20 protein-coding genes are annotated in these 20717 nt (G+C 71.9%); 10 read left to right on the forward strand and 10 right to left on the reverse strand.

Annotation, left to right across the window (positions count from 1 at the left end):
• Nucleotides 1-128: 128 nt before the first annotated feature.
• Entirely contained in the window at nucleotides 129-326 is a 198-nt protein-coding gene (locus ACH4S7_RS28985) for a DUF5999 family protein (protein ID WP_398524281.1), read from the reverse strand.
• 293 nt (nucleotides 327-619) lie between these two features.
• Nucleotides 620-1207 (reverse strand): hypothetical protein, encoded by a 588-nt coding sequence (locus ACH4S7_RS28990; protein ID WP_398524282.1) that lies wholly within the window; start codon nucleotides 1205-1207, stop codon nucleotides 620-622.
• A gap of 478 nt (nucleotides 1208-1685) precedes the next feature.
• Between ACH4S7_RS28990 and ACH4S7_RS28995 the strand changes: the two genes are divergently transcribed.
• The 3 genes from ACH4S7_RS28995 to ACH4S7_RS29005 all read left to right on the forward strand — a co-directional run bounded on the left by ACH4S7_RS28995 (nucleotide 1686) and on the right by ACH4S7_RS29005 (nucleotide 5969).
• Nucleotides 1686-3200: a glutamate--cysteine ligase gene (locus tag ACH4S7_RS28995; protein ID WP_398524283.1), complete on the forward strand. Its 1515-nt coding sequence runs from the start codon at nucleotides 1686-1688 to the stop codon at nucleotides 3198-3200.
• 487 nt (nucleotides 3201-3687) lie between these two features.
• Complete coding sequence (locus ACH4S7_RS29000; protein ID WP_398524284.1) at nucleotides 3688-4482, forward strand: CPBP family intramembrane glutamic endopeptidase; 795 nt, start codon at nucleotides 3688-3690, stop codon at nucleotides 4480-4482.
• A 599-nt stretch (nucleotides 4483-5081) separates the two neighbouring features.
• A complete protein-coding gene (locus ACH4S7_RS29005; protein ID WP_398524285.1) occupies nucleotides 5082-5969 on the forward strand; it encodes a hypothetical protein in 888 nt (295 codons plus the stop codon).
• A 15-nt stretch (nucleotides 5970-5984) separates the two neighbouring features.
• Here ACH4S7_RS29005 and ACH4S7_RS29010 read toward each other — a convergent pair whose 3' ends face one another.
• A complete protein-coding gene (locus ACH4S7_RS29010; RefSeq protein ID WP_398524286.1) occupies nucleotides 5985-7244 on the reverse strand; it encodes an RNA polymerase sigma factor in 1260 nt (419 codons plus the stop codon).
• Between the two features lies 1 nt (nucleotide 7245).
• Nucleotides 7246-7659 carry a YciI family protein gene (locus tag ACH4S7_RS29015; RefSeq protein WP_398524287.1) on the reverse strand — a complete coding sequence of 138 codons (414 nt, stop codon included), beginning with the start codon at nucleotides 7657-7659 and terminating at the stop codon, nucleotides 7246-7248.
• A 358-nt stretch (nucleotides 7660-8017) separates the two neighbouring features.
• Here ACH4S7_RS29015 and ACH4S7_RS29020 point away from each other — a divergent pair, with 358 nt between their 5' ends.
• Nucleotides 8018-8623 (forward strand): PadR family transcriptional regulator, encoded by a 606-nt coding sequence (locus tag ACH4S7_RS29020; protein WP_398524288.1) that lies wholly within the window; start codon nucleotides 8018-8020, stop codon nucleotides 8621-8623.
• A gap of 345 nt (nucleotides 8624-8968) precedes the next feature.
• On the opposite strand, the gene ACH4S7_RS29025 is transcribed toward ACH4S7_RS29020, so the two are convergent.
• Entirely contained in the window at nucleotides 8969-9397 is a 429-nt protein-coding gene (locus ACH4S7_RS29025) for an SRPBCC family protein (protein ID WP_398524289.1), read from the reverse strand.
• Between the two features lie 78 nt (nucleotides 9398-9475).
• On the reverse strand, nucleotides 9476-9670 hold the full coding sequence (locus ACH4S7_RS29030; RefSeq protein WP_398524290.1) for a hypothetical protein: 195 nt from the start codon (nucleotides 9668-9670) through the stop codon (nucleotides 9476-9478).
• 212 nt (nucleotides 9671-9882) lie between these two features.
• On the opposite strand from ACH4S7_RS29030, the gene ACH4S7_RS29035 reads away from it, so the two are divergent.
• From ACH4S7_RS29035 to ACH4S7_RS29045, 3 genes are all read left to right on the forward strand, one after another.
• Entirely contained in the window at nucleotides 9883-10407 is a 525-nt protein-coding gene (locus ACH4S7_RS29035; protein WP_398524291.1) for a Clp protease N-terminal domain-containing protein, read from the forward strand.
• A gap of 171 nt (nucleotides 10408-10578) precedes the next feature.
• Nucleotides 10579-11631 (forward strand): EamA family transporter, encoded by a 1053-nt coding sequence (locus ACH4S7_RS29040; RefSeq protein WP_398524292.1) that lies wholly within the window; start codon nucleotides 10579-10581, stop codon nucleotides 11629-11631.
• A gap of 162 nt (nucleotides 11632-11793) precedes the next feature.
• Nucleotides 11794-12792 (forward strand): DMT family transporter, encoded by a 999-nt coding sequence (locus tag ACH4S7_RS29045; protein ID WP_398524293.1) that lies wholly within the window; start codon nucleotides 11794-11796, stop codon nucleotides 12790-12792.
• 268 nt (nucleotides 12793-13060) lie between these two features.
• Here the strand turns inward: ACH4S7_RS29045 and ACH4S7_RS29050 are convergent, their stop codons facing one another.
• Entirely contained in the window at nucleotides 13061-13735 is a 675-nt protein-coding gene (locus tag ACH4S7_RS29050) for a pyridoxamine 5'-phosphate oxidase family protein (RefSeq protein WP_398524294.1), read from the reverse strand.
• 36 nt (nucleotides 13736-13771) lie between these two features.
• Between ACH4S7_RS29050 and ACH4S7_RS29055 the strand changes: the two genes are divergently transcribed.
• On the forward strand, nucleotides 13772-15103 hold the full coding sequence (locus tag ACH4S7_RS29055) for an aminotransferase class I/II-fold pyridoxal phosphate-dependent enzyme (protein WP_398524295.1): 1332 nt from the start codon (nucleotides 13772-13774) through the stop codon (nucleotides 15101-15103).
• On the opposite strand, the gene ACH4S7_RS29060 is transcribed toward ACH4S7_RS29055, so the two are convergent.
• Complete coding sequence (locus ACH4S7_RS29060; protein WP_398524296.1) at nucleotides 15094-16038, reverse strand: DMT family transporter; 945 nt, start codon at nucleotides 16036-16038, stop codon at nucleotides 15094-15096. The two genes, ACH4S7_RS29055 and ACH4S7_RS29060, sit on opposite strands and share 10 nt — an antisense overlap.
• 74 nt (nucleotides 16039-16112) lie before the next feature.
• Between ACH4S7_RS29060 and ACH4S7_RS29065 the strand changes: the two genes are divergently transcribed.
• On the forward strand, nucleotides 16113-17012 hold the full coding sequence (locus ACH4S7_RS29065) for a LysR family transcriptional regulator (protein WP_398524297.1): 900 nt from the start codon (nucleotides 16113-16115) through the stop codon (nucleotides 17010-17012).
• Nucleotides 17013-17048: 36 nt separating this feature from the next.
• Here ACH4S7_RS29065 and ACH4S7_RS29070 read toward each other — a convergent pair whose 3' ends face one another.
• Nucleotides 17049-17510: a pyridoxamine 5'-phosphate oxidase family protein gene (locus ACH4S7_RS29070; RefSeq protein ID WP_398524298.1), complete on the reverse strand. Its 462-nt coding sequence runs from the start codon at nucleotides 17508-17510 to the stop codon at nucleotides 17049-17051.
• Nucleotides 17511-17770: 260 nt separating this feature from the next.
• Here ACH4S7_RS29070 and ACH4S7_RS29075 point away from each other — a divergent pair, with 260 nt between their 5' ends.
• Nucleotides 17771-18445, forward strand: coding sequence for a cysteine hydrolase (locus tag ACH4S7_RS29075; RefSeq protein ID WP_398524299.1), 675 nt, complete (start codon nucleotides 17771-17773; stop codon nucleotides 18443-18445).
• Here ACH4S7_RS29075 and ACH4S7_RS29080 read toward each other — a convergent pair.
• Nucleotides 18423-20579, reverse strand: coding sequence for a prolyl oligopeptidase family serine peptidase (locus ACH4S7_RS29080; RefSeq protein WP_398524300.1), 2157 nt, complete (start codon nucleotides 20577-20579; stop codon nucleotides 18423-18425). The genes ACH4S7_RS29075 and ACH4S7_RS29080 overlap by 23 nt on opposite strands.
• Between the last annotated feature and the right edge of the window lie 138 nt (nucleotides 20580-20717).

Below are 20717 nucleotides of genomic sequence, written 5' to 3' on the forward strand. Positions count from 1 at the left end.
TGGAGTGCCGATGGGGTGTCGATGAGGATCGATGGAGTGCCGGACGCTGTGGTGCGGATGGTGCGGTGCTGCTCAGGAAGGCACGGCCTGGGAAGACACGGGCCCATGAAGGCGCGGCCTTCGGAGACCTATGCCGCCGTCAGATCCTGCAGCGGTCGGTGCGGAGCGATGATCTGTCCGTCCGGCAGCAGCTCACCGGTGTCCTCGAAGAGGAGGACGCCGTTGCACAGCAGGCTCCAGCCCTGCTCCGGGTGGTGCGCCACGAGACGCGCCGCGTCCCGGTCGGCTGAGTCGGATGTCGGGCAGGGTGGTTGGTGCTGGCACATGGGCGGGTTCTTTCGCTGTGATGTGATGACAGTCCTGCGGCTCGATGAGGTGTTCATGGCCGCCCCCCGTATCTCTCGGTCCAACCCCAGTGTTGCCCCACGGGCGTCAATCCGCAGGGATTTTGCGACAGCTCTTTCTTACTCGTTAAGGACGTGTCACCCGAGCGGACGGTTCAGCCCAACTACATTGTCCTTTTGGGTGGTTCGGGGTGGCCGAAATGGACTAGTCCGGATGAGCAGCAGTGCGCCCCGTGACCGTATGGCCACGGGGCGCCGGAAGTGCTCGCGGCAGGTCAGGCCGGTGAGCCGAGCAGTGGTTCGGGAGCGAGGCGCAGAGTCATCAGCGGCAGCAGGTCGGCGACCCGGTGCGGCCGATGGGCCGCGATACCGGGCGGGGCGGGAGCGAGCGGCACCAGGACATCGGTGGGCAGGGGGGCGCCGGACGACGCCTCGGCGTCCGTGTCACCGTGCAGCCAGAGGGTGAGCATGTAGAGCTCGGGAATGGAGAGCAGACGCGGCTGGAAGGGCGTGTTCATCGACGCCGCCTGTCGCAGCGCCCGTTCGGTCGAGCCGAGATAGGGGCCTTCGAAGAAGTGGGAGAACGTCCAGCCGTCCGGGGTCAGCAGCGTCTCGGCCGCCGCCACGAACCGGTCCTCCGAGCGGAGCAGGAAACGCCAGCCGGTGAGGTGGGTGCACGGGAGGGACGTACCCGGGGTGATCCGGTCGAGTACATGGACGGGCAGCGGTGATTCGGGGCTCACGGGTCCCTGGACGGACCTGAGGGCCGGGATGCGGTCTGCGCTGACGGCGGTCGGGGAACCGAGTGCGGCGAGAACGCTGAGCAGGGCGGGCGCGGGCGCCGGGAGGACATGCAGCGGCATGATGGGCCTCTCTTGGGAGACACGGTGGAGCGGGGGCAGGTGCGGACGGCGCTGTCAGCGGGCGGGGGCCTGGGGGGCCGATGGGCCACCGGGCGCCAACTCTCTGCCTCGTTTGCGGAGTTTATACGACACGTGTTCTGGCGGTGTTTCCGCTAGCATCCGTGCGCATTACCGACAAGGCGGCTTCAGGTCTTTCCCGGCGGGGGGATTGTGCCGGATTTCTGCCGGACGCACTGTCATGGCCTGGGCATTTCTCGGCGCGTCGGTCGTCCGAAACCTGTCTGTGTTTTTCACCATGCTCCCGACGGCGGTAGCTGCGTACTGCACTATGCCGCGCCGGGGTACCGCTCCACGACCCCTGTCACAGTACCGGCCGGGAAGCGTCCGCGCCGCGTTATGGATCAGTCAGTCTGGGCATTATCGTCCGTGACGCGAGCGACCGATGCTGCGTGGTGCCCACTAGAGGAGGGACCCTCCGATGGGGGAGAAGGTCGTGACAGGCGGATTCGCACTGTCCGATCGCCAACGGTACCGGCGAAAGCTTCAGCAGTGCCTGGCGGGACTGGGGCGACTGCTGGACGAGAAGAGGTTCGACCGGCCCAAGAACCTGATGGGTCTGGAGATCGAGCTGAATCTCGCGGGTGCGGACGGGATGCCCAGGATGATGAATGCGGAAGTGCTGGAGCGTATCGCGAGCCAAGATTTCCAGACCGAACTCGGAATGTTCAATCTGGAAGTAAACATTGTTCCACATCGGATCGACGGACGTGTTCTCGATCAGTTGGCGGAGGAGTTGCGGACCGGGCTCGGATATGCCCATCGAAAAGCCGACGAAGTGGGCGCCGGGATCGTGATGATCGGCATTCTGCCGACCCTCGCTCAGAGTGATCTGGTCTCCGCCAACCTCTCCGATGTCGATCGGTATGTGATGCTCAATGAGCAGATCATCGCCGCCCGCGGGGAGGACTTCACCCTCGATATCGACGGTGTGGAACGGCTGACCTGCACTTCCGCATCGATCGCGCCCGAAGCGGCCTGCACCTCCGTGCAATTGCATCTGCAAGTGACCCCCGCGCGCTTCGCGGACGTGTGGAACGCCGCCCAGGTGGTGGCCGCGGTGCAGATCGCGGTGGGTGCCAATGCGCCCTTCGTCTTCGGCCGGGAACTCTGGCGGGAGTCACGGCCGCCGCTGTTCCAGCAGGCCACCGACACCCGGCCGCCCGAGTTGCAGGCGCAGGGAGTGCGCCCGCGCACCTGGTTCGGCGAGCGCTGGGTGACCTCTGCGTACGACCTCTTCGAGGAGAACCTGCGCTACTTCCCCGCCCTGCTGCCGATCCTCGACGACGAGGAGGACCCGCTGCGGATCATCGACGACGGCGGCGTCCCCCGATTGCAGGAACTGGTGCTCCACAACGGCACGGTCTACCGCTGGAACCGGCCGGTCTACGGCGTCGCCGACGGGGTGCCCCACCTGCGGGTGGAGAACCGGGTCCTGCCGGCAGGGCCCACGGTCACCGATGTGATCGCCAACGCCGCCTTCTACTACGGGCTGGTCCGCGCGCTCGCCGACGAGTCCCGGCCGGTGTGGAAGAGGCTGCCCTTCGCGGCGGCGGCGGAAAACTTCGACACCGCGTGCCGGCTGGGCATCGACGCCGAACTCCTGTGGCCGCGCCCCGGCCGCGCGCCCGGGGTCACCCGGGTGCCGGCCGTGAAACTCGTACGGGACGAACTGCTGCCCCTGGCGGCGGCCGGGCTCGACGCCTGGAACGTGGAGCCCGCCGACCGGGACCGATACCTCGGGGTGATCGAGGAACGCTGCAAACGGCGGGTGAACGGCGCGTCCTGGCAGGCCGACACCTTCCACCGCGCGTTGGACGCCGGTCTCGACCGGACGGCGGCCCTCGCGGCGACGACCCGGCGGTACTGCGCCTTGATGCATGAGGGGGAGCCGGTGCACACCTGGCCGGTGGGATTCCCGGGGCCGGGTGGGTAACCGGACGCCCCCCCACACTCGGCTGCTCGGCTGCTCGGCTGCTCGGGTGGTCGGGTGGTCCGGCCTGTGCGGGCCTGAGCGGTCGTGTGCGTTCCGTCGCGGGCGCGGCTCACGGCAGGGGTGACGTACGCCCGGCCGGGTGTCCCTCCTGAGCCGTACGGGGCAAGCAGTCGCGATCCGTACGGGCCGGCCGGCCCGCTCCGTACCGCGCGGGCCGGCCTGGCGGCGTCGTCGCCGGAGCGCTGATGTCGACCTGCTTGCCGCCGTGCTGCCGGCATCGGGCAAGCTGGTGGGTCCCCTGCGGTGCCGCTCCTCCTTGAACGATGAACGATGAACAAGGATGAGAGCGAGTCATCGATGGCGCTCGTCCCTCCTCGGCGGTCGAGCGCGCTCCGCACGACCGCCTTCGGCTCGCGGGCGGAGGTGAGGACGGGCATGAGCCGGTACCAACGCAATGGGAGGTCGTGTGCGGGTGGAGGCAGGACGCATGGCTGATTCGCTGTCCCCCGAAGGACTCGGCGAGCGGTTGCCACCGAAGATCCTGCGGTCCGAGCTGCTCCTGGTGCTCGCCCTGTCGCTCGGGGCGAGCGGAGTGTCGGCGCTGATCAGCTTTGTCGGATCGTTGACGAAACCGGGTGGGTTGAAGGACCAGGCGGCCACGCTGAACGGGTCGTACGCGCCCGGACGGCCCTGGCTCGATCTCGCCTGGCAGCTCTTCGGCATCACGACGGCCCTGGTGCCGGTCCTGCTGGTCGCGCATCTGCTGACCCGTGAGGGGGCGGGCGGACTGCGGTCGATGGGACTCGACCGGCGGCGGCCCTGGCCCGACCTCGGGCGCGGCACGCTCGTCGCGGCGGGCATTGGCAGCGCCGGGCTGGCGTTCTACCTGGTGGCGCGGGCCACCGGGTTCAATCTGACGGTGGTGCCCGAGTCGCTGCCCGAGGTGTGGTGGAAGTTCCCCGTACTGATCCTCTCGGCGATCCAGAACTCGGTGGTCGAGGAAGTGATCGTGGTCGGGTATCTGCTCCGCAGGCTCGACCAGTTGGGGTGGACACCACTGGCCGCGTTGGCGGCCAGCTCGTTGCTACGCGGTTCGTACCACCTCTACCAGGGCATCGGCGGCTTCATCGGCAATATGGTGATGGGGGTCGTCTTCGTCCTGCTGTACCGGCGCTGGGGGCGGATCGGCCCGTTGGTGGTGGCGCACGCGCTGCTCGACATCGTGGCGTTCGTCGGGTACGCGCTGCTGGCCGGGAAGGTCGGGTGGCTGCCCACCCCGTGAGGCGCTGCTCCGATCGGGCGGTGTGCGCCCCCTGCTCCGATCGGCTCCCGTGCGGCGGGCGGGGACGGCCTTACGCTGACCGCACCGCGAGGAGGAGCCCGTCACCGCGAGGGGCCGCCCCCGTACCGCGACGAGCCGGCCCCGTACCGCCAAGGGACCGACCCGTACCGCGAGGACGCACCCGCGCGGCGATGTGCCGGCCCGCACGGCGATGACTGGAGAGCGCGTATGAGCCACGGCCTTGCCAGGACGGCCCGCACCGTCGTGTTCGCGGCCGTCGCCGTGCTGGTCGTGGCCTGCGGGTCGAACGCGGGACCTGACGACGGCGACGAGTCCCCCAGCCCGATGTCGCAGAGCCCCACATCGCCTTCGCCCTCACCTTCACGCCCGACTTCGCACACGCCGCTGACGACGCCGTCCGGCGATCCCTCCCGAGGGGGCGGTGAGCCGGTGCCGCCGCCCCCGCCGCCACCGTCGGCCGTCGGACCGTCCAAGAAGGAGGGCCCCGACATCACGCCGCCCGCGGAATCGCCCGGTCCACCTTGTGACCCGCCCGATTGCCCGACACCTCCCGGGGAGATTCCCGAGCCGGAAGCTCCGTGAGTGAGTCGGAGCCCCGTGCCGCGTGGTGGGCCCAGCGGAAGGACCGGGCCGATCCGGGGTCCCCGACAGCTCTGATCAACATCGTGGTCGCGCAGGCGTCGTTCATCGCGGCCCTGATGTTCTACGTCGGCGTGATCTACACGAGCGCCTACTACGGCCATTTCCACCTCTCCCCCTTCTTCCTCGGGTTCGGCTTCGCCGAATTCGTCCTGCAGAGCCTGCGGCTGATGACCTTCCCGGTCCTCGTGGGCGCCGTCGTGCTGCTCATCGCCGTCGCTGTCAGCGGTCGCCGGCCACGGCAGGGGCTGCCCGGCGGACTGGTGCGGGGAGCCTCGTACGGCGTTTCGGTGCTGGCCCGCTCCTACCTGGTCGTGGTGGTGGCCGGCCTGGTGCTGCTCGTCCTGTGGTGGGTGGGGCAGCTCTTCCTGCCGTACCGCTGGCTCGGGCCCCTCCTCATCGGCCTCGGCCTGCTGCTGGGCGAGGTCCGCCGGACCGACGCCGACCGCTCTCCGAGGGGCCTGCGGGACACCGCCGTGACCATCTTCGCGGCCGGGTTGTTCCTGCTCTGGACCGTCACCCTGATCGCCGGCCAACTCGGCGAGCGGCACGCCAGGAGCGCGGCGCGGGACATCGTCCAGCGCACCGGAATCGTCGTGTTCAGCGCCGAACGGCTCGGTCTGACGTCCCGGTCACCCGACCTCCGCTTCGCGGACCTCGGCGAGAGCGTCCATCTCCGCTACCGGTACACCGGTCTGCGGCTCATCGCGGCGCGGGGCGGGCGCTACTACGCGGTGCCCGTCGGCTGGCGCGCGAAGACGGACCATGTCTACGTCCTGCGGGAAGCCGACGGGGTGCGCGTCGAATTGACGCCGGGCGTGCAGTAGGCCCCGCCCCCCTGCTCACTCACCGCGCGGCGACGGCCCCGGGGCCGTGTCAGGCGCCGCGGGGGAGTCCGCGCGGCACCCATCAGTACTTCTGTGGGTGTTGAGGCGGGCCGCCTGGCGCGTCAGATGGTCGCGTTCGGCGAGGTTGGGTGCCTTCCAGGCGGCCTCCGTGTACAGCCGTGCCGCTGTCGTCAGGTCGCCGTCCCGCTCATGGAGGTACGCCGCCACCGCGGTGTGGCGGGGCAGCGCGTCGTCCAGGGCCGCGAGTGCCGCCAGGCCGGCGCGCGGTCCGTCGGCCTCGCCGACGGCCACCGCGCGGTTGAGCCTGACGATCGGGCTGTCGGTCAGGCGTGCCAGCTCGTCGTACCACTCGACGATCTGCGTCCAGTCGGTCTCCTCGGCGGTGGGCGCGTCGGCGTGGAGCGCCGCGATGGCGGCCTGGGCCTGGAACTCGCCCAGCCGGTCGCGGGCGAGGGCCGCCCGCAGGATCTCGATGCCTTCGGCGATCGCTCCGGTGTCCCACCGGCCGCGGTCCTGCTCGGCGAGTGGCACCAGGCTGCCGTCGGGCGTGGTCCGGGCGGCGCGCCGGGCGTGGTGGAGCAGCATGAGGGCGAGCAGTCCCGCCGCCTCGGGGTGGTCGACCCGGGCCGCGAGCTGGCGGGTGAGCCGGATGGCCTCGGCGGCGAGGTCGACATCGCCGGAGTAGCCCTCGTTGAAGACCAGGTAGAGGACGCGCAGCACGGTGGCGACGTCGCCGGGCTGGTCGAACCGCACGCCGGAGACGGTGCGTTTGGCCCGGCTGATCCGCTGCGCCATGGTCGCCTCGGGCACCAGATACGCCTGGGCGATCTGGCGGGTGGTCAGCCCGCCCACGGCACGCAGTGTGAGCGCGACCGCGGACGACGGCGTCAGCGACGGATGGGCGCACAGGAAGTAGAGCTGGAGCGTGTCGTCCACCGCGGGCGCGGGGCCGGGCGCGGGCTCCTCGTCGACGAGGTCCTCACGGCGGCGGCGGGCGGCGTCCGCCCGGGTCGCGTCGAGGAACTTGCGCCAGGCCACGGTGACCAGCCAGCCCTTTGGGTCCCGTACGCGGTGTTCCCCGCTGGAAGGGGTGGCGGCGGTGGAAGCGCTGGAGGCGGGGTCGGCTGGCCAGCCGCGGACCGCCTCGACCAGCGCTTCCTGCACGGCGTCCTCGGCCGCCGCGAAGTCGGCTCCGCGGCGGACGAGGATCCCGAGCACGCTCGGGGTGAGGCTCCGGAGCAGCAGCTCGTTCACCTCAGTGGCACTCTGCGATGGTGGGCGGCGCGGCCAGGAACGGGCGTACCTCCAGCCATTCGTGGATGGGCCGCCCGCCCGCTCCGGGGGCGGCCGACAACTCCCCGGCCAGTTCGATAGCGCGCTCGTAGGTGTCGACGTCGATCACCATCCAGCCGGCGATGAGGTCCTTGGTCTCGGCGAACGGGCCGTCGGTGACGGGCGGGCGGCCTTCGCCGTCGTACCGGACGAATGTCCCCTCGGGGGCGAGCGCTTGACCGTCGACGAACTCGCCGGTCTCTTCCAGCCGGGCCGCGAAGTCGCGCATGTACTGCACATGGGCCGAGATCTCGTCAGGCGTCCACTGGTCCATGGGTACGTCGTTGACCGCGGTCGGGGCGCCACGGTAGTGCTTGAGCAGCAGGTACTTGGCCATGGTGGTTCTCCTTGTGCTGGTGCGACCCCTTGTGGTCGCGTTCACCACGGGGACGGAGCCGGCCACGGGTTCTCGACATCCTCGTCGTATTTTTCCGCGTGAATTTTTCCGTGGACGATTCCGGGTGGGCCGTCTGGCGGTGTCCGGGGGCCACGGTGTGGCGCACGGGCGGGGGCGGAACGCGCCTGACGCCACCAGGGACGTGCCTGACCCAACCACGGATGTGCCTGACGGGACCAGGGACGTGCCCGGCGGAACCAACGGAACTGACGGAATCGCTCGCCAGGGGTGGCCCGGCGAGCTATTCCGATATATCGTTGAGGTATCGCGACAGATCAACGATAGAAGGAGCGTAGTGATGCGTTCGCATGGATACGAGCATGAGCACGGTCAGGGGCAGTGTGGGCCCGGTCGCCCTGGCCGGGGTGGTCCCGACGGGTGGCGCGGAGCCTTCGGGCAGTTCGGCCCCCCGTTCGGTGGCGGGCCCTTCGGTGGCGGGCGCGGCCATGGTGGCGGTCGGGGGCGGGCGCGCCGCGGTGATGTGCGCGCCTCGATCCTGGCGCTGCTCACAGACCGGCCGATGCACGGGTACGAGATGATCCGGGAGATCGGCGAGCGCAGCGGCGGGGCCTGGAAGCCCAGCCCCGGTTCGGTCTACCCCACCCTTCAACTGCTGGAGGACGAGGGCCTGATCACCAGCGCGAGCGAAGGCGGCAAGAAGCTGTTCACGCTCACCGAGTCGGGGCGCGCCGAGGCTGAAGCGGGGCCGGACGCGCCCTGGGAGGACGCCGGTCGTGGGGTCGACTGGGAGACGGTCAATGAGATCCGGCAGGCCGGCTGGGGGCTGATGGAGGCATTCGGTCAGGTCTGGAAGACCGGCAGTGCCGAGCAGCGCACCAAGGCCGTCGAGGTGATCAATGAGGCCCGTAAGAAGCTCTATCTGATTCTCGCCGATGAGCGCTGACTCATCGGTGGCCGAGCCGCCTGTGAAGGCCGCGCTCGGCGGGGCCGGGCTCGTGGAAGCCGCGCCCGGGGGGCCGGGCCGTGGAAGCGGGCAGGGTCCCCCCGGCCAACTCGGTGCGACCAGCGCAGCCGGTGCGACCAGCGCAGCCGGGTGTGGCCAATGCGGTCGGTGCGGGCCGGTGAAAGGGGCCTCGCGCCGTCGCGCGGGGCCCCTTTCGGTGCCGGGGTGGTGCCGGGGTGTTCATGCTCGCCCGGTGTGGTCGTACGTGGGTGGTCGTACGTGTGCGGCGGTGCGTCGGTGCGGCGGCGCAGGTGTACGGGGTCGGGCGGGGGTGGGGGCGGGGTCTCAGGTGACCAGCCCCGTCAGCTTGCGCAGCGACTCCTCCAGCGCGGCCGTTGCCGAATCCTTGAGCTTCCCCGCCATCAGGGACACGGCGGCCCCCGTGAACTCGCCCTCGATGCGCACCCGGGTCCCCGCGCCGTCCGGGGTGAGGGCGTACCGGTTGCCGACGATGACGCCCATCGGCCCCTTGCCGCTGATGCCCAGTACCCGGCCGGCCTCGAACTCGCCCACCGTCCAGACGATTTCGGCGGGGAAGCCCATGAGCTTCATGTTCTCCTCGTAGGTGGCGCCGAGTTCCAGCGTGGCCGGGCCCCCCTTGGGGAAGCTGGTGTGCATGGCGTTCCACCGGCCGTAGCCGGTGAAGTCGGTCAGTTGGGCCCAGATCTGCTCGGCCGGTGCCTCGATACGGGCCTCGGCGCTGACTTCGGCCATGCGGCCACCCCTCGCTGTCGGGTCACGGTGCCGCGGAACGTAGCCGCACCGAGGAGAACATTCAATACTGATGAGTAGTCAGATTTGATGGTCCGTGCGGTGCCGTCCGATCTCGGCGGCGTCGAACCAGTCCGACGCCCGGGGGTGCGGCCCCTCGTCGTGGCAGTGGAACGCGGCCCAGAAGACATCGCCGAGCAGGGCACTCGCCGGCGCATACACCCGGTACACGTACTGTCGTCCATCGAGCGCGAGCAGCGCGACCGTCCAGAACACGCACCGGGGGACGCGCGTCCCCGTACGGCGGTTGCCGGATCCGGCGGTGGTGCGGGAGTGGTTGGCAAGCTGACGCGCGCCCCCTCGGGGATAACTGCCGCGATCTCATCCAGAAGGAGGAGAAACCGGGCGGCTGTGCCCACCTTCCGTGGGAGGGAGGACGGTACCCGGCGGGGGACGTGCGAGCCGTCCGCGCCTGATGGAGTAGTCAGGTGCAGAGTCCCACCCCGAGGCTGCCCCGGCCGCCCGCCGCCACCCGTGCCGAACTCGACGCCAGGCTCACCGTGGAGCTGGTCTCGGTGGTCGCGGGTGCGCGCCGTAGGGCGCTGCGCGGCGGTGACCGCCAGATCGACACCGCCCATCTGCTGCACTCGCTGATCGAAACGGACCCCGAGGCCCGCGCATTGCTCGGGCCGGGCCCACTGATCGCGCGGGTGCTCGGCTATCTCGCCCAGCGCAGCATCGGCTACGGCCTGCGCTGGCGGGGTTCGGTGGAGGACTCCGGCGCGGTGCCCCTGGTCCCCGCGGCGGGTGACAGTGCGTCGGGGTGGTCGCCGTCGGCGGTCGCCGCGATGGACGGGGCGCTGGAGCGGGCGTGTTCACGCGGTGCCGTGCGGGTGACCGGTGTCGATCTGCTCGCCCGGCTGGCGGCGGATCCCGACTGCCGGGCGGTGGAGGTGCTGCGGCGGGCGGGGGTGGACACGGAGTGGCTCGGCGGGCGGATCGAACTCACCTGACCCCGGAATCCCTGACCCCGGACTTCCTGACCCCTGCCCCCGGAACCCTCCGACCCCGGAACCGCCTCCCGCCCAGCCGTTCCGGACCACCACACCCGTGTGCCGGGGGTCACGTGTCTCGACATGTGCGACAGGGTCGACGGTGCTGACCGCCGCTGACATGATGTGCCGATGCACGCGTCTCGGGGAAGGAGCGCCGGCCTGGGGATCGCCCTGGCCTCGGCGTTCGCGTTCGGTGGGTCAGGGGTCGCGGCCAAGCCGCTGATCGAGGCGGGTCTCGATCCGCTGCATGTGGTGTGGCTGCGGGTGACCGGCGCCGCGCTGATCATGCTGCCGCTCGCTTGGCGCCACCGCGATCTGGTGCTGCGCAAGCCGGCCCTGCTCGTCGGGTTCGGACTGCTCGCGGTCGCGGGCGTCCAGGCGTTCTACTTCGCCGCGATCTCCCGGATACCCGTCGGTGTCGCGCTGCTGGTCGAGTACCTCGGCCCGGCTCTCGTCCTCGGCTGGATCCGCTTCGTCCAGCGCCGGCCCGTGACCCGTGCCGCGGCGGTCGGGGTGGTCCTCGCCGTCACCGGGCTCGCCTGTGTGGTCGAGGTGTGGGCGGGACTGAGCTTCGACGTACTCGGGCTGCTGCTCGCGCTCGGCGCGGCCTGCTGTCAGGCGTGCTACTTCATCCTGTCCGACCACGGCGCTGACGGCGAGGACCGGGCGGACCCGCTGGGCGTCATCGCGTACGGACTGCTCGTCGGCGCGCTGGTGCTGACCCTGGTCGCGCGGCCGTGGCGGATGGACTTCGGCCTGCTGGGCGGGGACGTGAGCATGGGCGGGACCCCGGTCGCCGCCTGGCTGCTGCTGGCGTGGGTCGTGCTGCTCGCGACGGTGTTCGCCTATGTCACCGGCGTGATCTCGGTACGGAGGCTGTCGCCGCAGGTGGCCGGGGTGGTGGCGTGTCTGGAGGCGGTCATCGCGACCGTACTGGCGTGGGTGTTGCTTCAGGAGCACCTCTCGCTGCCACAGATCCTGGGTGGTGGATTGGTGCTGATGGGCGCGTTCATCGCGCAGTCGCAGGCACCGAAGGCGCCGTCACCGGGGCCGGTGGCGTCGGGAACGCCCGTCGGCACTCTGGGCGGGGGGTTGGTCGCCACCGACGACGAGCCGACGGTCGATGCGGGTGGACCGGGCCCCGGTGCGGGGGAGTTGTCGGCCGGCCCGGCCGGAAAGTAGGGTCACGATCATGCATTCGACCGTACTGCCGCCTCCTGCCGCTTAGCGCGGGCGGCAGGTTGTTGACGAGGACCGGGCTCGGGGCGTCCCCGAGCGGTCTGTCGCTGCCCGCGTGACGGAGCAGGACGACCCACCATCCCGTTCTTCGTACGGAGACGTCACGTGTCGAACCCTTCCTCGGCTTCCGTCCTCGGTGTGCCCGCGCGGTCTGCCGTCGCACCCCTGCCCGTCGGGCGGAGCCTGCTCTATCTGATCTTCGCCGGAGTCGCCTGGGGGACCGCGGGCGCCGCCGCGTCGCTGGTCTTCGCGGTGAGCGACCTCGGCCCGCTCGCGCTCTCCTTCTGGCGGTGCGCCGGGGGGCTGGTGCTGTTGCTGGGCGCGCTGGGGCTGCGGGCGCTGCGGCGTCCCGCGCCGGCCGGTCCCGCTGGTGTCGCGGAGCCGCGGCGGCGCCGGCTGATCCGGATCCTCGGGACCGGTATCGGTCTCACGGTCTTCCAGAGCGCGTACTTCGCGGCGGTCCAGTCGACGGGGCTCGCCGTCGGCACGGTCGTCACGCTGGGCGCGGGCCCCGTGCTGATCGCGCTCGGCGCCCGGTTCGCGCTGGGGGAGCGGCTCGGCCGCGGTGGTGTCGCGGCGGTGGCCGGGGCGCTCGCCGGACTGGCGGTGCTCGTACTCGGTGGTGACGCGGGCACGGTCCGCGCGCACGGAGTGGTGTTCGCGGTGCTCTCGGCGGCCGGTTACGCGGCCATCACCCTGCTGACCCGCTGGCTCGGACGGTCGGGCGGCGGCGGTGACGCGCTCGCGACGACGGCGTGGGCGTTCGGCGTCGGGATGGTGGGGCTGTTCCCGATGGCCATCGCGGAGGGGCTGCTCCCGCACACGGAGGAGGTGGCCCGGGTGCTGTGGCTGCTGGTGTACGTGGCGGCGGTGCCGACGGCGCTGGCGTACGCGCTCTACTTCGCGGGCGCGGCGGTCGTCCGGGCGACGACGGTCTCGGTGGTCATGCTCCTGGAGCCGGTGAGCGCCGCGGTGATCGCGGTGGTGCTGCTGGATGAGCGGCTGACCTGGGCGACGGCGGCGGGCACGGCGCTGCTGCTGACGGCGGTGGCGGGGCTGGCCCTGGCCGAGACCCGGACGGGCCGGGGGCGCGGGAGGAGCTGAGCAGGCCCGGGGAGGAGAGTTGAGCGGCCGGGGTGCATGCGAGTGGTCGGGTGTACGGGAGGAGCTGAGCGGCCGGGGTGCATGCGAGTGGTCGGGTGTACGGGAGGAGTTGAGCGGCCGGGGTGCATGCGAGCGGCTGGGTGTACGGGAGGAGCTGAGCCGTCGGACGGCGTGGGGTTGAGGCGCGCGGTGCCTGCCCCCGGCGCGGCGCCTGCCCCCCGGCGGGGGGTTCGGTGGGGGCGGGCCGGGACGCTCGCCCCCGCCGCGGTCACATCGCCGCTATGTACCCGGGCAGCCCGACCGACGGAGCCAGATCGTCGGCCGGAACGGGTGTCCCGTACGTCCTCGCCACCGGGACCACCCCGGTCCAGTACGGCAGTTCCAGATCCTCCGGCTCGTCGTTCGGCGGCCCGGTGCGGATCTTCGCCGAGACCTCCGCGAGCTCCAGCCGCAGTACGGCGGTCGCCGCCAGCTCCCGTGCGTTCGCCGGGCGCGAGTCCCCGGCCCGGCCCGGCACCACCGCTTCGACCAGGGCGTCCAGCGATTCGCTCTTCTCCCGGGGGTCGGTCACCTGGTGGGCCGTGCCATGGATGACGACCGAGCGGTAGTTGAGCGAGTGGTGGAACGCCGAGCGGGCCAGGACCAGTCCGTCGACCCGGGTCACCGTCAGGCACACCGCCAGGCCGGGGTCCGGCTCGCCCGCCAGCCGCAGCGGTCGCGAGCCCGTCGAGCCGTGCACATAGACCCGGTCCCCGACGCGGGCGTACAGCGTCGGCAGTACCACCGGGGCGCCGTCCCGGATGAACCCGAGATGGCAGACGTACTCCTCGTCGAGGATGGCGTGCACCACGGACCGGTCGTAGGAGGCGCGCTCGCGGGAGCGAGTGGGGACGGTGCGTCCGGTCGGCTCGTAGGCATCAGGCGTTGGCTGGGCGTCCGGCATTTGCGGCCTCCATTGCACTAGTGCATAATCGCTTTTGTGCTAGGAGAGTATCGGATCACAGGGCGACGCGCATCGGAGATCGCGGCGAGCGTCGAGCGCGCGGTCGGCAGTGGTGAGCTGGAGCCGGGGCAGTCACTGCCGCCCATGCGCGAGTTGGCCACCGGGCTCGGGGTGAACCCGAACACCGTCGCCGCCGCCTACCGCACCCTGCGCGAACGCGGTGTCATCGAGACCTCCGGCCGCCGCGGCAGCCGGGTGCGCCCACGGCCCGCCAGCACCGCGCGCGGCTCCATTCGGGTCGACGCTCCGCCCGGCGTGCGTGACCTCAGCACGGGCAACCCCGATCCCGCCCTGCTGCCCGCGCTCCATGACGCGCTCGCCGCCGCCGCGCTGCGCGCCGAACGGCGTCCGGGCCTGTACGGACAGGCCCCCGTGGACGAGGAGTTCGCCCGGCGCGCCCGCGCCGCGCTGGACGCCGACGGGGTGCCCGCCGGGCCCGTCGCCGTCACCTCCGGTTCGCTCGACGCCGTCGAACGCGTCCTCGCCGCCCATCTGCGCCCCGGTGACGCCGTCGCCGTGGAGGACCCCGGCTGGGGCAGCCTGCTCGATCTGGTTCCGGCGCTCGGGCTGCGGCCCGTCCCCGTGTCGGTGGACGACGACGGTCCGCTCGTCGAGGAGGTGGAGCGCGCCCTCGCGGCGGGTGCCAGGGCCCTGATCGTCACCGACCGTGCCCAGAACCCCACCGGCGCCGTGGTGACCGCCGACCGTGCCGGCCGGCTCCGCGCGGTCCTGGCCCGGTTCCCGGGCACCCTCCTCATCGAGGACGACCACGGCCACGCCATCGTCGCCCAGCCGGTGCGCCCGCTCGCCGGGGTCACCGACCACTGGGCCTTCATCCGTTCCACCGCCAAGGCGTACGGCCCCGATCTCCGCGTCGCGTTCCTCACCGGCGACGCCATCACCGTCGACCGGGTGACCGGCCGGCAGGGACTCGGACCCGGCTGGGTCAGCCGGCTCCTCCAACACGCCGTCGTCCATCTGTGGGAGTCGGGCGCCGTCGACCCCCTCGCCGTGGCGCAGTCGTACGGGCAGCGGCGCGATGCCGTCGTGCGGGCGCTCGCCGGCCACGGGATCGAGGCGCACGGACGCAGTGGCATGAACGTCTGGGTGCCGGTGCCCGACGAGACGGGCGCGGTGGCGCGGCTGCTGCACGCCGGGTGGGCGGTGGCCCCCGGGGCCAGGTTCCGGATGTCCACGCCGCCGGGGGTGCGGATCACCGTGTCCACGCTGGCGATGGACGAGATCGGCGCGGTCGCCGACGCGGTGGCGGCGGCCGCCGGGCCCACCCCCGCCCGCGGCTACGGCTGACCGGCGACCTCCTTCGGCGGCACCGCCGTGACCGGTGTCGGGACGGCCGTCGCCGCCGGGCCGGCCGGCCTCCTCGCCCGGCTCTGGGTCAGCGCCGCACCCACCAGGATGATCGCCGCCCCCACCGGGGTGTTCCAGCTCAACTCCTCGCCCAGGAGCGTGACCCCCGCCGTCGTCGCGATCACCGGGATGAAGTACGTGACCGTCTGCGCGGTCGTCGGCCCGACCTCGGCCACCAGCCCGTACTGCATGAGCATCGCGAACCCCGTCCCCAGCGCGCCCAGCGCCACCACCGCCAGCAGCGGAACCATCGGGAACGACGTCGGCAACGCCGTGAACAGCGGGGTGACCAGGGCCAGGAGGAGGGTGGCGAGCAGGAGCTGAGCCCCGGTCAGCGCCAGGTGCGACTGGCCACTGCCCGCGAGCGTACGGCGGACGTAGATCCAGCCGATCGGATAGCTCAGCGCGGCGAGCAGCGCCAGCGCCGTACCCCTGACATCGAGCCCGGCGAAGCCCTGCCAGGCGCCGAGCACGGTCAGCACCCCGAGGAACCCCAGGCCCAGACCGGCGACCCGGCGCCGGGTCGGCCGGTCCTCGGAGAGCGCGACCATGGAGAGCGCCATGCCCCACAGGGGTGAGGTCGCGTTGCAGATGCCCGAGAGCGTCGACGGGATCAGCTCTCCGGCGTACGAGAAGAGCGAGAACGGCACCGCGTTCAGCAGCAGTGCGGCGACCGTGAGATGGCCCCAGACGCGGAATCCGCGCGGCAGCCGCTGCCGCCGCACCACCAGGGCGACCACCAGCACCGCCGCACCGAAGAAGAGCCGGCCGAAGGTCACCTGGAAGGGCGCGTACCCCTCGGTGCCGACCTTGATGAGAAGAAAGCTGAAGCCCCACACGGTGGAGAGAATCGCGAAGCGGATACGCCAGTCCATGGCCTCCACCCTCGGTGTTCTTATCTCTTAGAACAAGTGAGAATTAATGGAAGTATTCACTTAGCATTACTTACATGTTGAATCTGGAGCGCCTGCGGACCCTGGACGCCCTCGCCCGGCACGGCTCGGTCAGTGGCGCGGCCGACGGGCTGCATGTCACCACCTCCGCCGTCTCCCAGCAGTTGGCGAAGCTGGAGCGGGAGGTCGGTCAGCGCCTCCTGGCCAAACACGGGCGCGGGGTGCGGCTCACCGACGCGGGCCGGCTGCTCGCGGACCACGCGGCCCACATCCTGTCCCAGGTCGAGCTGGCCCAGGCCGATATCGACGCCCAGCGCGGACAGGTCGTCGGGGAGGTCAGGCTCGGGGCGTTCCCCACCGCCGCCCGCGGCCTCTTCCCGGCCGTGCTCACCGCGCTCCGCGCCGACCACCCCGAACTCCGCGTCCGGTCGTGCGAGCTGGAACCCGAGGACGGCATCAGGTCCGTCATCCGGGGAGATCTCGATCTCGCCGTGGTGCTGGACTGGAGCAATAAACGACGGCCCGTCCCCGGCGGCCTCGCCCACACCCATCTCCTGGACGACGAGGCCGATGTCGCGATGCCGGCCGGTCATCCGCTCGCGGACCGGGCCGAGGTCGATCTGGAGGAGTTCGCCGACGACGACTGGGTCTCCTGGCCGGAGGGCGAGTTCTGCCATGAGTGGCTGCTGTTCACCCTGCGTTCCCGCGGGCTCGAACCCCGGATCGCCCATCAGGCGGCCGAGCACCACACCCAGCTCGCCCTGATCGCGGCCGGGCTCGGGGTCGCCGTCGCACCCCGGCTGGGCCGGGGGCCGGTGCCGGAGGGGGTGGCGCTCGTTCCCGTACGGCAGCTCATGCGGCGGCATGTGTACGCGGTGTGGCGTACGGACGCCGGGCGCCGGCCCTCCCTCCGGGCGACGGTGGACGCCCTGCGCGCGGCGGTGCGGCAGCCCTGACCTCCCACGGCTGGTAGCCCCCCGCGGGGGGCCCGGTCAGCGGAGCTTGCGGAAGTCCCAGGAGGCGACCGTGTCCGGCGTCAGCCGCAGCCACGCGTGCCGTCCGTCGTGCACCATCTCCGGCAGGCCGAAGTTCTTCCGGGCGAAGAGCCGCTCCGGTTCCCGCAGCTCGGGGCAGGGGGCGCCGGTGCGCGGGGCCTCGCCGACGAAGACGGCCGTGCCCGACAGTTCGGCGCCGCGCAGTTCGCCGTACTCCTCGCCGTCGTCCACGACCACCGCGAGCCGCGGATCGCGCCGCAGTTCCGCCCAGCGGCGGCTGCGGGTGATCGAGTACAGCCACAGCGCAGTCCCGTCCCAGGCGAACCAGAGCGCGCTGACGTGCGGCCGGCCGTCCGCCGACACCGTGGCCACCCGGCAGGTGCGCCGCTCGGTCAGGAACGCGTCCAGTTCGGTGGGCGTCATCATGATCCGGCGACCCCGGCGCTGGCTGGCGGGCATGGCGGTCCCTCCCTCAATTCTGACGGGGAGTCAGAAATCCTGTCGGAATCATGGAGGCTCTTCCCCCGTGACGCAATGGGGGCTACATTCGCGCGCCCCGGCAGGCCGTCCGTACCGGTCGCGTTCCGGCGCCGCACCGGGCCATCGGTGCGTCCGCGCGCCGGTGCACCGATGCACCGGAATGCCGGCCTCCCGGTCTGCCGCGTTTAACGGCCTGCCGGTTTACCGGTTTGCCGTTCCGCGACGACAGAGGACTCGCCATGGTCTCCGACGAACAGCTCGCCCGGCAGCTCGACCCGACGACCACCGCGCTGCTCACCGTCGAGTGCCAGCGCGGCGTCGTCGGTACGGAGAGCGCGCTGCCCGAACTCGCCGCCGAGGCCCGCTCGTCCGGCGCCCTGCACCAGATCGCCCGGCTCGTCGAGGGCGCCCGCGACGCCGGCGTACAGGTGCTGCACGCGGTCGCCGAACGGCGGCCCGACGGCCGGGGCGCCAACCGGAACGCCCGGCTCTTCCGCGCCGCCGCACGACTCCCCGTACCCCAGCACATCGGCACCCCGGCCGTGCGGATCGCACCCCCGATAACGGTCGCCGACGAGGACATCGTCGTCCGCAGGCTGCACGGACTCTCCCCGGTCGCGGGCACCGACGTCGACCCGCTGCTGCGCAATCTCGGCTGCCGCACCGTCCTCGTCACCGGGGTCTCGGCCAACGTCGCCGTCCCCAACGCCGTCTTCGACCTGGTCAACCTCGGCTATACGGCCGTGGTCGCCCGGGACGCCGTCGCGGGGGTGCCCGCCGACTACACCGCCGCGATGATCCGTCACACACTCGCGCTCGTCGCCACCATCACCACCGGTGACGAGGTCCTGGCCTGCTGGCAACGGCTCCGTGCGGACGGGGGCCGACCGCTCACACCGCCAGGGACCCCTTGAGGGACTTCTTGAGGAACGCGCGCTCCAAGAGGAGGAGATTGCTGGTCTGCTCCCGCTGGGTGACCAGATGCCCCGCCCCCGACAGCGGCAGCACACTGTGCTCCCGCCCCGCCGCCAGTAGCGCCGACGACAGTCGGAGCGCGTGCGCGAAGTACACATTGTCGTCGGAGACCCCGTGCACCAGCAGCAGCGGGCGGGTGAGCCGATCGGCGTACGGGACCAGTGAACTGCGCTCGTACGCCTCGGGGAAGACGTCGGGATGCCCGAGGAAGCGCTCCTCCCAGTGGGTGTCGTAGAGCCGCCGGTCGGTCGGGGCGGCCCCCGCCGACGCCGCGTGGAAGACCTCGGGGTGGTGCAGCACCGCGCCCGCCGCCAGATACCCCCCGTACGACCAGCCGCGGATGCCGACCGCGCCGAGATCCAGCTCGGGGTACCGCTCGGCGGCGGCCCGCAGCGCGTCGATCTGGTCCGTCAGTGCGGGCCCCAGCCGATCGCCGTGGATGGCCTTGTCCCACGCCCGGCCCCGTCCGGGGGTGCCCCGGCCGTCCGTCACGAGCACCGCGAAGCCCTGCTCGGCGAACCACTGCGAGACACAGGTCCACCAACCGCGCGCCCGGACCACCAGCTGCATCCCGGGACCCGCGTACGGATTGAGCAGCACCGGCAGCCTGGTGCCGGAGCCCGGCTCGTACCAGGACGGGAAGTAGAGCTGGGCGCGGAGGTCCCGCTCGCCGAGGGTGAGGAACACCGGTGCCGGTGTGACCTGTGGTTCCTCGGCGCGCACGGCGATCTCACCGGCCGGCGCACCACCGCGGAGCACGGTCACCGCTGGGCCCGACTCCGTCCAGCTCGCCAGGACGACGGTGTCGCCGCCGAAGCTGGCGCCGTGCACCCCGGGGCCGGCGCTGAGGCGGACGAAGCCGACCGCGGGCTCGTGGTACCAGACGTGCACTTCGGTCGGATCCTCGTTCGCGGTGAAGTAGACCCGCTGGCCGACGGCCCCGAGGACCTCACGGACATGGAGGCCGTCGGGGGAGCGGGCGTCCCCGATCGCCAGCCGCTCCAGATCGTCGTCGCCGGTGAAGGTCCACAGCGGGGTGCCGGACGAGGTACGGCCGGGGGCTCCCGGCACCAACTGCACCCATGCCGTGTCGTGCCGGGTGCGCGCCACCGCGGTCCCGCCGGTCTCCGGGTCGATGTCCAGCAGGTGGAGGGTGCGCTGGTCACGGGTCTGCACCTGGGCGAACGGGCCGTGGCCGTCCCAGCCCGCCGCGGCCACGTACTCGAACGCCGTGTCGGTCCACTCGCCCTCGGGATGCGCGTCCAGCGGCGCACGCGCCGGCAGTAGTACCTCCCGCCGGCCGCCGTCCACGCGGACCAGGAGGAGTGACACCACGGCGTTGGCGGTGCCCACCGCCGGATACGGGACGGACCGCGGTGGCTTCGTCGGATCAGCCGGATCGGCGATGTACCAGCGTCCCACCGGAGTGTTGTCCACCCGCGCCACCAGCAGCGCGCTCCCGTCGGGCGCCCACCAGTAGCCGCGGTCCCGGCCGATCGACTCCGCCGCCGCGTGATCGCTGAGGCCGTAGGACACCTCCGGGTCCTCCGGCACGGCTAGCGGCCGGTCTCCGGTGCCGTCGGTCCGTACGATCCGGAGGGCGCCCCCGGAGACGTACGCGATCGAGCCACCGTCCGGTGCGGGACGCGGATCGACCACCGGACCGGCCGTCGCGATCCGGCGCGGCGCACCGCCGTCGGTACGCACCGTCCAGAGGTCGCCGCCCAGTGCGAAGGCCGCGATCCGGGCGTCGGCGTCGGTCGCGTACGTCACCACACCGGTGGCGGCCTCCCGGGCGCGCTCGCGGCGGATGCGCTCTGCCTCGGGCACATCGGCCGGTGGTCCTTCGCCCAGTGCGAGGGGGTCGGCGAGCAGTCGCTCCCGGCCCCCGCCCGACGTGTCGGGCTCGTACAGCCAGAGCCCGCTGACCGGGTCAGCGCCACCGGCGGAGCGTACGAAGACGACGCGCGCGCCGTCCGGGGAGACGGTGAAATGCTGGGGGACACCGAGGGAGAAGCGCCGGGTGCGGGCGAACTGGTCGGGGAAGCCAGGGTTCCTGATCTCATCGTTCATGGGGCATCGTTGGCATTCGCGCGGCCGTCCTGGCAACCGGGTTTCGGGACGGGGAACCTGTGGCGCCCACTCCCTAACCGGTCTGCATCGGAGCGCTGTCGGCCCGCGCCGGACCTGGCGGGCCCGATGGCTGCCCCT

The organism is Streptomyces sp. NPDC020965 (assembly GCF_044333555.1).
GTDB lineage: Bacteria > Actinomycetota > Actinomycetes > Streptomycetales > Streptomycetaceae > Streptomyces.

Excerpts from the sequence above, each read along its gene's own strand:
- ACH4S7_RS29040 (WP_398524292.1), top strand. The coding sequence starts at position 10,579 with ATGCACGCGTCTCGGGGAAGGAGCGCCGGCCTGGGGATCGCCCTGGCC.
- ACH4S7_RS29060 (WP_398524296.1), bottom strand. The coding sequence starts at position 16,038 with ATGGACTGGCGTATCCGCTTCGCGATTCTCTCCACCGTGTGGGGCTTC.
- ACH4S7_RS29065 (WP_398524297.1), top strand. The coding sequence starts at position 16,113 with ATGTTGAATCTGGAGCGCCTGCGGACCCTGGACGCCCTCGCCCGGCAC.
- ACH4S7_RS29025 (WP_398524289.1), bottom strand. The coding sequence starts at position 9,397 with ATGGCCGAAGTCAGCGCCGAGGCCCGTATCGAGGCACCGGCCGAGCAG.
- ACH4S7_RS29015 (WP_398524287.1), bottom strand. The coding sequence starts at position 7,659 with ATGGCCAAGTACCTGCTGCTCAAGCACTACCGTGGCGCCCCGACCGCG.
- ACH4S7_RS29020 (WP_398524288.1), top strand. The coding sequence starts at position 8,018 with ATGCGTTCGCATGGATACGAGCATGAGCACGGTCAGGGGCAGTGTGGG.
- ACH4S7_RS29080 (WP_398524300.1), bottom strand. The coding sequence starts at position 20,579 with ATGAACGATGAGATCAGGAACCCTGGCTTCCCCGACCAGTTCGCCCGC.
- ACH4S7_RS29000 (WP_398524284.1), top strand. The coding sequence starts at position 3,688 with ATGGCTGATTCGCTGTCCCCCGAAGGACTCGGCGAGCGGTTGCCACCG.
- ACH4S7_RS29075 (WP_398524299.1), top strand. The coding sequence starts at position 17,771 with ATGGTCTCCGACGAACAGCTCGCCCGGCAGCTCGACCCGACGACCACC.
- ACH4S7_RS29070 (WP_398524298.1), bottom strand. The coding sequence starts at position 17,510 with ATGCCCGCCAGCCAGCGCCGGGGTCGCCGGATCATGATGACGCCCACC.
- ACH4S7_RS28985 (WP_398524281.1), bottom strand. The coding sequence starts at position 326 with ATGTGCCAGCACCAACCACCCTGCCCGACATCCGACTCAGCCGACCGG.
- ACH4S7_RS28995 (WP_398524283.1), top strand. The coding sequence starts at position 1,686 with ATGGGGGAGAAGGTCGTGACAGGCGGATTCGCACTGTCCGATCGCCAA.
- ACH4S7_RS28990 (WP_398524282.1), bottom strand. The coding sequence starts at position 1,207 with ATGCCGCTGCATGTCCTCCCGGCGCCCGCGCCCGCCCTGCTCAGCGTT.
- ACH4S7_RS29050 (WP_398524294.1), bottom strand. The coding sequence starts at position 13,735 with ATGCCGGACGCCCAGCCAACGCCTGATGCCTACGAGCCGACCGGACGC.